Here is a 12,189-nt window from a genome sequence, read left to right as displayed (position 1 = left end):
TTCAGAGGGGACTCGATCACGTGACGATGAACGGTGCGCAGGCGTTGCTGCGGACGCTGGTCGACCAGGGTGTCGACGTCTGCTTCGCCAACCCCGGCACGTCGGAGATGCACTTCGTCGCCGCGCTCGACGCCGTGCCCCAGATGCGGGGCGTGCTCGCGTTGTTCGAGGGCGTCGTGACCGGTGCCGCCGACGGCTACGGCCGGATGGCCGGCAAGCCCGCCGCGACGCTGCTGCACCTGGGTCCCGGGCTGGGCAACGGCTGGGCGAACCTGCACAACGCGCGGCGCGCGCACACCCCGATCGTGAACGTGGTCGGCGACCACGCGACGTACCACCTGAAGTACGACGCGCCGCTGACCACGGACATCGCCGGGCTCGCCGGTCCGCTCGAGGGCTGGGTGCGCACGTCGGCGAGCACCGAGCAGGTCGGTGCGGACGCCGCCGCGGCCGTGGCGGCGGCGGTCAGCGCGCCGGGCCAGGTGGCGACGCTGATCCTGCCCGCGGACGTGTCGTGGGGCGAGGGCGGCACGGCCGGCGAAGCGGTGCCACCGCGCGCGTTGTCCACTGTGGACGACGCGGTGGTGCGGGAGGTCGCCGCGGCGCTCGACGAGACGGCCGTGCTGTTGATCGGTGGCGCGGCCAACCGCGAACGCGGCCTGCGGGCGGCGGCCCGGATCGCCAAGGCGACGGGAGCGAAGCTCTTCATCGAGACGTTCCCGGCCCGGCTCGAGCGCGGCGCCGGGTTGCCGTCGATCGAGCGGCTCGGGTACCTGGCCGAGCAGGCGATCTGGCAGCTCGGCGAGGCCAAGCACCTCGTGGTCGCGGGCACGAAGGCGCCGGTGTCGTTCTTCGCCTACCCGGGCAAGGCAAGCGATCTGGTGCCCGAGGGTTGCCAGACGCACGTGCTCGCCCGGTCGGCCGACGACGTGGTCGACGCGCTGGAGCGGGTGGCCGCGATCGTGGCCGCCGACGTGGAGCCGGAGGTGGCGCCGGAGTCGCGGCCGGAGCTGCCGGACGGCGAGTTGTCGGCGCAGACGTGGACGCAGGTGATCGGCGCGACGCTGCCCGAGGGCGCGATCATCGTCGACGAGGCGAACACCTCGGGGCTGATGCTGCCGATGTCGACCGCCGGCGCGCCGCGGCACGACGTGCTGACGCTGACCGGCGGCGCGATCGGGCAGGGTCTGCCCGTGGCGGTGGGTGCGGCGGTCGCGAGCCCCGACCGGCCGGTGCTGTGCCTGGAGGCCGACGGCAGCGCGCTGTACACGATCAGTGCACTGTGGACGATGGCGCGGGAGAACCTCGATGTGACGACGGTGATCCTGTCCAACCGGGCGTACGCGATCCTGCGGATGGAGTTGCAACGCGTCGGCGCGACCGAGGCCGGGCCGAAGGCGCAGTCGCTGCTGGACCTGTCCCGTCCGGAGATGGACTTCGTCGCCATGGGAACGGGTTTCGGCGTGCCGTCGACCCGCGCCACCACGGTCGCCGAGTTCCACGAGCAGCTGCAGCGCGCGTACGCCGAGCCCGGCCCGCACCTGATCGAGGCGGTCGTGCCGCCACTGATGTAGGGGGACACATGGCGAAGTCCGAGTTCAATTTCCACGGTCCGACCGTGTTCATCAACGAGCCGCGGGACACGGTCGTCAAGGACTTCCAGAACAAGCACTCGGCCGACGTGACCGCGCAGCTCGCCGAGCTGTTGCGGTTGGTGCTGGCCAGCAACGACCTCTCCGACCAGGAACGCGAGGAGACCGCGCGGCTGGTCGACGAGGTGGCCGAGCAAGCCGACGCCGACGATCCCGCCGCTGAGCCGGCCGAGGCCCAGTCGCGGCTGAGCCGGATCGGCCGGGTCGTCTCGAAGGCGGCGGACATTGCCACGCCGGCGTCCAAGATCGTCGAGGCCGTCGCCCCGCTGTTTTCGTGATGGAGCTCGACGTCGTCGTCTGGGTCGGCGACCACGCCCGCCTGCGCGGCGGGCCGGGGCACAGGGCGGCCTATGCGCTGACCAACAGCGATGCGCCAGTGGACTGGGACAAGGCCACCACCATTGCGAATCGTGACCTGCTGACCGTCGAAACGGACCCGCAGGGCACGGTGGGCGCCTTCGCGAAGCAGGCGTTGCAGGCGTCGTGGAACGACCGGGCCGACGTGCTGAGGGTCTGGGCCGAGGACGCGGTCACCGGTGCGAGCCTTGCCGACGACGCGGTGGTCGGCGAAGTCCTCGACCCGGGCGACCTGGTGGTCGTCAAGGCCGAAGTGCCGTCGACGTCGTCCTACCAGCTGCTCTCGCTCGGCCGGCCCGAGCAGTTGTTCGATGTCCTGCACGTGAGCGCCGCACTGGAGGTCGCCGCGTGGCCGCGGCTGTGGGGCGCGTTCCTCTACACCGAAGAGGACGCGGACCTGGCGACTTATGTGCGCACCCACTTTGACGAGCTGAATGCGTTGTCCGGCAAGCACTTGCGGCTCTTCGTGGTGGAACGGCCGCCGGACTGGAAGCGTGCCAAGAAGTACTGGCGGGCCCAGATCGAACCGCCGTTGCTGCGGGCGCTGGCCACGATGCGCTGGCTCAAGACCATGCCGTACGACAAGAGCGGCCTCTACGACGTCGCCCGCGATCTCGGGGTCGCGCCTGACCAGTTCCCTTGCCTGGTCCTGTTCGGCGGCAGCAGCGACGACACGATCATCTTTCCGATCCGGTCCGCGGCGCCCGCCGCGATGCGTGAGCTCTTCGCCACCATCCTCGGTGCGATCGGTGACGAGCCGGTCGACTACCAGCCCGACAAGGTATTCGAAGACAGCCGCGACAGGCATCGGCGCGAGCCGTCCGTGCAGGGAGCCGAAGCGCTGCAAGCGCTTGCGGCATCGGCGTCCTGGGCCGACCGGGCCGCGCTCGCGCGGGTCGAAGCGGCCAAGCAGGCGGTACGGGAAGTGGCCGGTCCCAACGTGATCGTGGCGCACGGGAACCTGCGCGACCTCACGTTCACCGGGCCGACCACGTTCATCAACAAGCCGATCGACACGGTGATCAGCGACTTCCAGAACACCTACGCCTCGACGGCGGGCGGTCAACTCGCCGAGGTGCTGCGGCTGGTGCTGACCAGCGCGGACCTGGCCCCGGCGGACAAAGTGGACCTGGCCCGCCGGGTCACCGACGCGGTGGCCTACGTCGAATCCGACGACGAGAACGAGCGGTGGAGCGCGAAGTACGCCTTGCAGGACATCGAGATCGCGGCCTACCGCGGCCGCGACATCGCCGATGCCGTGCGGACAATCATCCGAAACCTACGGAACGAGTAGGGCATCGCTTGTAACGTCTCGGCGGTGCACCTCTTGACCAGCGAGCAGCAGGACCGGTTGCGACGCCTCGCCCGGCGCAGCCCGGCGTTCATCGGCATGAAGATCCAGGTCCACGACGACCACGTCGAGGTCCTCGAGCCGCACGAACTGGAACTCGGCTTCGAGTCGTTGTCCGCGCGGCTGCGGGACACGCCCCCGGACGACTGGGCCGACGCCGTCGACGACCACTTCCGGCGCGCCATCGAGATGGTCACGAGCGACACCACCGAGCTGGACGGACCCACCGAGGACATCCTCGACCACGTCTACCAGCGGCTCATGCCCAGCGACATGGAGTTCTTCCCGGACTACACGTTCCCGGTCGCGCCGGATCTGGTGTGGACGCTGGCGTTCGATCGGCCCGACACCATCTCGATCCTCAACGACGCGCACGTCCAGCGGCACGGCTTCGAGCGGCTCAGCGAGGCGGGGCTGACCAACCTGTGCCGCGAGGTGCCCGAGCAGGTCGCGGTGGGGGAGGGCGACATCAACGTCCTCGAGGGCTCCGACTACGTCGGGTCGCTCGTCCTGGTCATGCCGTGGCTGACCGAACTCATCTGCGCGGAGCCCGAGCCGCCGTACGGGGTGCTCGTCGGCGCGCCGAGCCGCAACGTCACGATCTTCCACATGATCCGTGGTGGTGTCGAATCCCGTTATGCCATCGGAGAAATCGGGCGCATCGCGGCCGAGTGCGCCGACGACGCGTCGCACCCGCTGAGCCGGGCCGTGCACTGGTGGCGGCCGGGGCGGCTCGATCCGGTCACCGGAGCGAACGGGGTGGAGGCGGCCGCCGAGCTGGACGCGCTGCTGCGCGAGCTCAGTTGAGCTCGAGTTCCAGCCAGCGCGCGAGGTCCGCCAGCTCCCGGTCCACCGCGGCGCTCATCGCCTTGGTGAACGGTTCGTCCTCGTGGATGGCGTTGACGACCAGCACACCGGCCTTGCGGTCGGCCCGCGCATCGACCTTGCCGACCAGGCAGTCGCCGTACAGGATCGGCAACGCGTAGTAGCCCCACCGCCGTTTGGCCGCGGGCTTGAACATCTCCAGCTGGTAGTCGAACTCGAAGATGTCCACCATGCGCTTGCGGTCGTGCACCAGACGGTCCAAAGGGGACAGGATGGCCGCGCGTCCAGTGAACCGCCGGCCCAGCCCCAGTTCCAGCGCCACCGGGTCCACCCGCCACTCGCCTCGCACGCCCTCGATCACCGCCGGCTCACCGACGTCGCCCACGTCCCACGGCTCGACGGGGCACTCCTGGCCACGGGCTCGGGCGATGCCCAGCGCACGCAACCGGCGTTCGCCGCGCAGCTGCCGCGCCTCGGGCGCAGGCACCGTCGGGCCGGGCGGGTAGACGCGTTCGGCCAGGTCCCACAGGCGACCCGACCGGTCGCGACCGGCCACCGCCACGTCACCGGTCTTCTCCATCAGCTCCAGCATGAGCGTGACGTTGCGGTTGTTGTTCCAGCCGCTCGACTTCCACGGCTTCACGCACGTGTCCGGGAGTTCGCGCGCCGAGAGCGGACCCGCCTCGTCGAGCCGGGCCAGGATGTCGCGGCGGCAGCCGTCGTTGGCCTCGAGCCAGCGCGCCTCCGCGAGCAGCCACCCGGAGACCGTCCCGGTGCCCGGCCACTCCGCCATGTCCGCGCGGTAGAGGGCGAGGTCCTTGCTGGGCCGGATCATCGACCGCAACTCGATCAGCGACCGGTCGGCCAGCGCCGTGGTCAGCTCCGCCCGGTCGTAGGCCGAACCGAGCCTGCTCCACACCACGAGGTCGGCGCTCGGCGCGACCGCTGAGGTCTGGTCGACCTGCAGCATCGTCAGGCCGTCGACGACCTCGAGCAGCGCGGTCGGACGGGGCTTGACCAGCAGCTGCGCGCACACCGCGATGCGCCGGGCGTCCTGGCGCGAGAGCTCGTGCGGCCTCATGGGCCGAGATTACGGGGTAGGGTCGCAACCAGCACGTGGTTGTGTCTAGGGTTCCGCCCGCGACCCGCCCGACGACCCACAACCAGGGCCGCGGGGACCGGACCGAGCGACACCAGGGCGCGCGAGCGCCCCACACCTGACGGGACAAAAGCCCTGAGGGCTCCATCCGGCCTGCCCGCGAACAGGAGCCCGAAGTGAGTCCGTCCGTCGTCGCCGTCGTCCTGGCTGCCGCATTGATGCACGCCACCTGGAACGCGATCGCCCACAACATCGCCGACCGCGTGGCCGGCTTCGCGCTGATGGGGATCTCCGATCTCGTCGTGGGTGGCGCGATCGTGAGCTTCGCCGGTAGCCCGGGCGCGGCCTGGCCCTACGTGCTGATCTCCGCCGGCCTGCACATCGTCTACGCGTTGTTCCTGTTGCTCAGCTACCAGCTCGGCGAGTTCAGCCAGGTCTACCCGCTCGCGCGCGGCATCGGGCCGCTGATCGTCGGCGTCGTGTCGATCGTCGCCCTCGGCAAGCACCTGCCCGCCGTGCAACTGGCGGGCGTGGTGCTGATCTCGGCCGGGCTGATGGGGCTGGTGTTCGTCGGCGGCAAGCCCGGTCGCAAGCAGCTCCCCGCCCTGGGCGCGGCCGCGGTGACCGGCGTGATGATCGCGTCGTACACCGTGGTCGACGCGCTCGGCGTGACGCACGGGCCGCTGCTGGCCTACATCGGCTGGCTCTTCCTGTCGCAGGGGCCCGTCATGCCGTTGGTCGTCCTGGCGCAGAGCAAGGGGCGCACGGTGGCGCGGCTGCGCGTGCACGCCGGCGCGGGCCTGCTCGGCGGAATGGTGGCGTTGGGCGCCTACGGGTTGGTGTTGTGGGCGCAGACCAGCGGAGCACTCGCACCCGTGGCCGCGTTGCGGGAGGCGAGCATCGTCTTCGGCGCGTTCATCGGGGCGCTGTTCCTCGGCGAGAAGCTCGGGCACAAACGGGCGATCGCGGCGGCCGTCGTCGTTGCGGGGATCGTGGCACTCACCGTGTGACCGCCTGACATTTGTCATCGCCCACCGATGAGTGACCTCACTACTGGCGCGGCCCGCCGCTCGCGATTCTGATGAGCATGACCTTTCGAACCGCGAAGATGCTGGTAGTGGCCTACGTCGTGCTCAGCGTGCTGACGCTGGGCGCCATCGTGGTGCTGCGCAACCACCCCGACCTCGTGACCGACGCCGTGTGGGTGCGGGCGACGATCGTCGTGCTCAGCTCCCTGCTCACCCTCCTGTTCACCAGGCAGGCCGCGAAGGGCTCACGCCGCGGCTACCTGCGCCTGCGGCTGGTCTCGGCGATCATGCTCGTGGCCATCGTCGTGATCGTCGCGCTGCCCGGCGCGTTCCCCGTGTGGCTGCGACTGGAGCAGGCCGTCTGCGGGTTGTTGCTGCTCGGCGTCGTGATCGACATCAACAGCAGCGGCGTGCGCGCCGCGTTCGCGGCCAAGTAGCGTGCCGGGCATGCAGGACGATCCGCAGCGGTGGGTGTACGGCTGGCGGCGGTTCGTCCTGGACGCGGGGCTGTTGGTCTACCCGGCCATCGTCGGGGTGAACGCCGTGCAGGACGGCCGGGCGCTGCCCGGTCTCCTGCTCGTCGGCGCGTTCTGCGTGGTGTACGGCTTGGCCGTGGTGATGGCGGTCCGGTTGAACCCGGTCGGGTTCTGGCCGGCGGTCGGAGTGCTCCTCGCGTTGTTCGTCGTCGCGTTGCCGGTGGTGCACGGCAACGCGATCTACCTGCTCACGGTCGTGCTCGCGGTGACCGCACCCGCGCTGGACGAGTGGGCGCCGATCGCCGTGGCCGCCGGCGCGCTCGTGGGCATCCTCGCGCCGCTGCTGTGGGGCGAGGACCCGGCCTGGGCGCAGACCGTGGCGCTGATCTTCACCGTGCTGGTGGTCTACGTGTTCGCCGAGGCGATCCGGGCCAACCGGGCGCTGGTCGAGGCCCGCGCCGAGGTCGCCCGCCTGGCCTCCGACGCCGAACGCAACCGCATCGCCCGCGACCTGCACGACCTGCTCGGCCACTCGCTCACCGCGATCACCATCAAGAGCGACCTCGCAAGGCACATCGCGGAGAAGGAGTCGTCCCAGGCGCTGGGGGAGATCAGCGACGTGGAGCGCCTCGCCCGCCAGGCGCTGACCGACGTGCGGGCCGCCGTGTCCGGCTACCGCGAGGTGACCCTGGCCGGGGAGCTCGCCCGGGGCCGGGAACTGTTGCGGGCCAGCGGGGTCACCGCCGACCTGCCCACCGCGGTCGACGTCGTGGACGCCGGCCGCCAGGAGCTCTTCGGGTGGGCGGTGCGCGAGGGGTTGACCAACGTCGCCCGGCACGCGCGTGCCACCCGCTGCACCGTGACCATCACACCGTCCGAAGTGGAGATACGCGACGATGGGATCGGCGGGATCGGCGGTGTCGGGAGCGACGGCAACGGTCTCGCCGGGCTGCGTGAACGGGTGACCGCCGCGGGCGGCACGGTCGAAGCCGGACCGGCCGAGCCGCGCGGCTGGCGACTGCGGGTGGTGCTGTGACGATCAAGCTGCTGGTCGCCGACGACCAGGACCTGGTGCGCCAGGCGTTGTGCGCTTTGCTTGCCCTGCAAGCCGATTTCGAAGTCGTGGCCCAGGTCGGCCGCGGTGACGAGGTGGTGGCGGCCGTGCTCGAGCACGAGCCGGACGTCGCGTTGCTGGACATCGAGATGCCCGGCCTGGACGGGCTCGCCGCCGCGGCCGTGGTGACCGCGCAGGCGCCGTCGTGCAAGGTCGTGATCCTGACGACGTTCGGGCGCGCGGGGTACCTGCGGCGCGCGATGGACGCGGGCGCGGCCGGGTTCGTCGTGAAGGACGCCCGCGCCGAGGTGCTGGCGGATGCGATCCGGCGGGTGGTGCAGGGGGAGAAGGTCGTCGACCCGGCGCTGGCGGTGGCGACGTTGACGGTGGGGGAGTCGCCGTTGACCGCGCGGGAGCGCGACGTGCTGATCGTCGCGCGCGACGGGTCGACGGTGGCTGAGATCGCGGGGAAGTTGTACTTGTCCGAGGGGACCGTGCGGAACTACCTGTCGAACGCGATCGCCAAAACCGCGACGCGCAACCGGATGGAAGCGGTGCGGGTGGCCGACGAGCGGGGCTGGCTGTAGCCGCGTTGACCCTTGTCGTACAAAGGATTTTCCGCCAAGCCGATCTTCACTCGAACGTAGGTACGGCCGCCGTTGGCATTGCTCGGCCAACAAGGGCTCTAGTTCAGGTAGGCGATCGGCGGAAGTTTTGTTGCCCTTTCCGGCCGCCGATCGGCCACCGGGACGGGCCCGTGGACACCCGTCCCACCCGCGGCCCGCGCGACCGTGCCTTCCCATCACCCCGGAGGGTCGCGCGGGCCGCACCTGTTGACGGCGAAAACGGGGGGTTCCTTTGCGGGTCACGGTGTCCGACGCGGCAGGCGAGCTGCTCGTGCTGCGCAAGGCACGCGACAACAAGATGTGGCGGCACGAGGTGGGCCACGTCATCTACGACGACGGCCGGCCGCTGAAACCGTGGCTGCTGCCGCACTTCCACCGCCTGCTCGCCGACGGCCACCTGATGATCGTGGCCCGCCGCTACACCACCGGCGTGTCCGAACGCGTCGAACTCACGCCGTTGGGACGGGAGCGGCTGTGGTCCCGTGAGCGGGAGTGGCGCGGCGGCCTGGGCTGAAGCCCTGCTTCCGTTGCAAAGCCCTGAATGTCCCATTCGGGGCACTGGGTGCCTCGAATGGGACATTCAGGGTGGTCAGTCCAGTTCGCCGTCGATGATGGTGGGGTCGTCGGCCTGGGCCTTCTTGGCGGCCTCGCGCATCTCGAAGACCTCGGTGGCCCAGTCACCGGCTTCCCTGGCGATCTCCCGCACCGCCCCGGTGATGATCGTGGCGATCCGGCCGATGTGCACGGCGGCCGACTCGGTCAGCACCTGCACGGTGTCCTTGGCGCTTTCGGCGGCGTCGACCATGGTGTGTCTCCTAGGCAGCGGGTCGCAACACTTCGACCGTACCGCTGGGCGGCGTCGACGGCTGCTTCTTGCCGGGCAGGGCCAGCTTGAAGATCTTCTTGGCCACCGACGTCAGCTGCTTGGTCAGCCCGCCGGTGTTGTACGGCAGCCCGTACTTCTCGCAGATGGCCCGGATCTCGGGTGCGATCTGCGGGTAGCGCCGCGCGGGCAGGTCCGGGAACAGGTGGTGCTCGATCTGGTGCGACAGGTTCCCGCTCAGGATGTGGAACAGCGGGCTGCCGGTGATGTTCGCCGAGCCCAGCATCTGCCGGTAGTACCACTGCCCGCGGGTCTCGTTCTCGGTCTCCTCCTCGGTGAAGCTCTCCACCCCGGTGGGGAAGTGCCCGCAGAAGATGATCGCGAACGCCCACACGTTGCGGACGAAGTTCGCCGTGACGTTCCCGGCGAGGGTCGAGAAGAACATCGGACCGGACAGCGCCGGGAACAGCACGTAGTCCTTGAGCGTCTGCTTGAGACCCTTGTGCCACATCCGCCCGCGCACGCCCTTGGTCTCCGACCACTTGCGCTCGCCGGACAGCAACCGGTCGGCCTCCAGGTCGTGCAGCATCACGCCCCACTGGAAGAACACCATGAGCAGGAACGCGTACACCGGATTGCCGAGGTAGTACGGGTTCCACTTCTGCTCGGGGTCCATCCGCAGGACGCCGTAACCGATGTCGCGGTCCTTGCCGAGGATGTTGGTGAACGTGTGGTGGATGTAGTTGTGCGAGTGCTTCCAGTTCTCCGCGGGCGCCACCGTGTCCCACTCGAACATCCGGGAGTTCAGGTGCGGGTCACGCATCCAGTCGTACTGGCCGTGCATGACGTTGTGCCCGATCTCCATGTTGTCGAGGATCTTCGACAGCGAGAGCGCGGCGACCCCGGCCAGCCACGCGGGCGGGAAGAAGCCCGCGTACATCAGGCCGCGGCCCGCGACCTCGAAGCCGCGCTGCCACTTGACGACGTCGTAGATGTACTTGCGGTCTTCCTCGCCGAGGTCGTCGATGACCCGCTTGCGCAGCGCGTCGAGTTCCTTGCCGAGTTCCTCGAACTGCTCGGGCGTCAGCTTTGCTTGGTGTGCCATGGAATCCTCCTCTACAGCTCGATGGTGACGTCGCCGACCGGGACGTTGACGCAGAGCTGGATCTCCTCGTCCTCCTCGGTCGACACGTCCCCGGAGAGCACGTTGCGGACCCGGCCGTGCCGCTTGACCTGCGTGCAGGAGAAGCAGATCCCCATGCGGCAGCCGTGCTCGGCGTTGATGCCCGCGGCCTCGGCCTGTTCCAGCAACGTCGTTCCGTCGTTGTCCCCGGCGGTGTCGCTGCGGGCGAAGGTGACGACGCCGGTGGCCTCCTCGTCCGCCGCGACCGGGGCGGGGGCGAACTCCTCGGTGTGCAGTCGTTCACCGAGCCCCAGCTCGTCGTACAGCTCGCGGACACCGCGCATGAGCCCGCCGGGCCCGCACAGGTAGGTCTGCGCTTCCTTGTAACGGGGTTCGGCCTGCGCCAGGTGTTCGTGACTGAACAGGCCCTTGAGATCGCCGTCGGTGGCCTCGGTGTAGGCGAGTACCAAGTGGACGTTCTCGTGCTCGTCGGCCAGCGCGCGCAGCTCTCGCAGGTAGGGGACGTCGTTCTCGGTGTACGCGTAGTGCAGGAACGTCACGTCGCCGGTGTGGCCCTCGGCGCACAGCGTGCGGAGCATGGACATGACGGGTGTGATCCCGCTGCCGCCGCTGATCAGCAGCAACCGGTCGGGTCGCGCGGCCGGCAGCCGGAAGGTGCCGTCGGCCTGGCTGATGTCCACGACCAGGCCCGGCTTCGCGTTGGCGTGCAGGTAACCGGAGACGAGGCCGTCGGGATGGGCCTTGACGGTCAACTCGATGTGGTCGCCCTTGGTCGCGGCGTTCGCGGGGGAGTAGCACCGGCTGCGCAGCACGCCGTCGATCAGCACGCTCACCCGCAGGTACTGGCCCGCGTCGAAGCCCTTCCAGGTGCGCGTCGGGCGCAGGGCCAGGGTGACCGTGTCCGGCGTCTGCCGGTGTACGGCCGTCACCTGAGCACGCACGGCACGCACGGTCAGCATGGGGTGCACCAGCTCGAGATAGCGGTCCACGCCGTGCGGCGTGGCCAGGGCTTCCAGCAAAGAAAGCACTTCGCACCTCCTCCCGTTTCAGTGCACAAGCGTACACTGAGACCGGTGGGTGGCTGTCAACGTGATGTGGAGTACAAAGTGACTGTGGAGTCGGTGAGTCGTCAGGAACGCAAGCAACGCACACGCCAGGCCCTGTTGGACGGCTCGCTGCGGCTGCTCGCCGACCGGAGCCTGGCCAGCCTGAGCCTGCGTGAGGTCGCCCGCGAAGCCGGGATCGTGCCGACCGCGTTCTACCGGCACTTCGAGTCGATGGACGACCTCGGCGTCGCCCTGGTCGAGGAGGCCATGCGCACGTTGCGCCGGATGATCCGCGACGCCCGGCGCCGGCCGTCCACCGACGCCATCGAAAGCTCCGTGCAGACGCTCGTCGAGCAGGTGCGCGCCAACGAGTCGCATTTCCGCTTCCTCACCCGTGAGCGCTACGGCGGCACGCCCGACGTGCGCCGCGCGATCGCCACCGAATTGCGGCTCTTCGCCAGCGAGCTCGCGACCGACCTCGGGCGGTTCCCGGGGATGGCCCAGTGGAGCGCCGACGACTTGCGGATGGGCGCCGATCTGATGGTCGCCGCGATGCTGTCGATCGTTCTAGCGCTGCTGGAGGTTGACCGGAATCACGCTGAAGACGAACTCGAGGTCATCGATTCAGCACGCCGTCAACTGCGGATTATCGCGCTCGGAATGTCCCAGTGGCGTAGCACACCGTGACCTTGGTCGGTGTGGAATGGT

14 protein-coding genes are annotated in these 12,189 nt (G+C 69.7%); 10 read left to right on the top strand and 4 right to left on the bottom strand.

Features of this window, described 5'->3' with window-relative positions:
• The first annotated feature begins 26 nt into the window (after positions 1-26).
• From EV186_RS23465 to EV186_RS23450, 4 genes are read left to right on the top strand one after another with little or no spacing between them, the layout of a single operon-like run.
• The gene (locus EV186_RS23465; RefSeq protein ID WP_133852127.1) at positions 27-1,574 is read left to right on the top strand and encodes an acetolactate synthase large subunit; all 1,548 of its coding nucleotides are present in this window, start codon (positions 27-29) and stop codon (positions 1,572-1,574) included.
• 8 nt (positions 1,575-1,582) lie between these two features.
• A complete protein-coding gene (locus EV186_RS23460; protein ID WP_133851563.1) occupies positions 1,583-1,930 on the top strand; it encodes a hypothetical protein in 348 nt (115 codons plus the stop codon).
• Positions 1,927-3,303 carry a hypothetical protein gene (locus tag EV186_RS23455; protein WP_133851562.1) on the top strand — a complete coding sequence of 459 codons (1,377 nt, stop codon included), beginning with the start codon at positions 1,927-1,929 and terminating at the stop codon, positions 3,301-3,303. Before EV186_RS23460 ends, EV186_RS23455 begins: the two co-directional genes overlap by 4 nt.
• 24 nt (positions 3,304-3,327) lie before the next feature.
• The gene (locus tag EV186_RS23450; protein ID WP_133851561.1) at positions 3,328-4,167 is read left to right on the top strand and encodes a hypothetical protein; all 840 of its coding nucleotides are present in this window, start codon (positions 3,328-3,330) and stop codon (positions 4,165-4,167) included.
• Here the strand turns inward: EV186_RS23450 and EV186_RS23445 are convergent.
• Complete coding sequence (locus EV186_RS23445) at positions 4,160-5,266, bottom strand: DNA glycosylase AlkZ-like family protein (protein ID WP_133851560.1); 1,107 nt, start codon at positions 5,264-5,266, stop codon at positions 4,160-4,162. The genes EV186_RS23450 and EV186_RS23445 overlap by 8 nt on opposite strands.
• Positions 5,267-5,460: 194 nt before the next feature.
• On the opposite strand from EV186_RS23445, the gene EV186_RS23440 reads away from it, so the two are divergent.
• The 5 genes from EV186_RS23440 to EV186_RS23420 all read left to right on the top strand — a co-directional run bounded on the left by EV186_RS23440 (position 5,461) and on the right by EV186_RS23420 (position 8,982).
• Complete coding sequence (locus EV186_RS23440; RefSeq protein ID WP_243754227.1) at positions 5,461-6,294, top strand: EamA family transporter; 834 nt, start codon at positions 5,461-5,463, stop codon at positions 6,292-6,294.
• Positions 6,295-6,371: 77 nt separating this feature from the next.
• Positions 6,372-6,749 carry a hypothetical protein gene (locus EV186_RS23435; protein ID WP_243754226.1) on the top strand — a complete coding sequence of 126 codons (378 nt, stop codon included), beginning with the start codon at positions 6,372-6,374 and terminating at the stop codon, positions 6,747-6,749.
• 10 nt (positions 6,750-6,759) lie between these two features.
• Positions 6,760-7,824: a sensor histidine kinase gene (locus EV186_RS23430; RefSeq protein WP_133851558.1), complete on the top strand. Its 1,065-nt coding sequence runs from the start codon at positions 6,760-6,762 to the stop codon at positions 7,822-7,824.
• A complete protein-coding gene (locus tag EV186_RS23425) occupies positions 7,821-8,429 on the top strand; it encodes a response regulator transcription factor (RefSeq protein WP_133851557.1) in 609 nt (202 codons plus the stop codon). Before EV186_RS23430 ends, EV186_RS23425 begins: the two co-directional genes overlap by 4 nt.
• 283 nt (positions 8,430-8,712) lie before the next feature.
• Positions 8,713-8,982 carry a hypothetical protein gene (locus EV186_RS23420; protein WP_133851556.1) on the top strand — a complete coding sequence of 90 codons (270 nt, stop codon included), beginning with the start codon at positions 8,713-8,715 and terminating at the stop codon, positions 8,980-8,982.
• 75 nt (positions 8,983-9,057) lie between these two features.
• Here the strand turns inward: EV186_RS23420 and EV186_RS23415 are convergent, their stop codons facing one another.
• From EV186_RS23415 to EV186_RS23405, 3 genes are read right to left on the bottom strand one after another with little or no spacing between them, the layout of a single operon-like run.
• Positions 9,058-9,273, bottom strand: a complete 216-nt coding sequence (locus EV186_RS23415; protein ID WP_133851555.1) for a hypothetical protein — start codon at positions 9,271-9,273, stop codon at positions 9,058-9,060.
• Positions 9,274-9,283: 10 nt separating this feature from the next.
• Positions 9,284-10,396, bottom strand: a complete 1,113-nt coding sequence (locus EV186_RS23410; RefSeq protein WP_133851554.1) for a fatty acid desaturase family protein — start codon at positions 10,394-10,396, stop codon at positions 9,284-9,286.
• Positions 10,397-10,407: 11 nt separating this feature from the next.
• Positions 10,408-11,463 (bottom strand): ferredoxin reductase, encoded by a 1,056-nt coding sequence (locus tag EV186_RS23405; protein WP_243754225.1) that lies wholly within the window; start codon positions 11,461-11,463, stop codon positions 10,408-10,410.
• Between the two features lie 135 nt (positions 11,464-11,598).
• Here EV186_RS23405 and EV186_RS23400 point away from each other — a divergent pair, with 135 nt between their 5' ends.
• Positions 11,599-12,168, top strand: coding sequence for a TetR family transcriptional regulator (locus tag EV186_RS23400; protein WP_341815363.1), 570 nt, complete (start codon positions 11,599-11,601; stop codon positions 12,166-12,168).
• Positions 12,169-12,189 lie beyond the last annotated feature (21 nt).

It is taken from the genome of Labedaea rhizosphaerae, assembly GCF_004362825.1.
Classification (GTDB): Bacteria; Actinomycetota; Actinomycetes; order Mycobacteriales; family Pseudonocardiaceae; genus Labedaea; species Labedaea rhizosphaerae.
The sequence above is the reverse complement of the archived record's forward strand: the minus strand, read 5'-3'. Positions and strand labels throughout refer to the sequence as shown.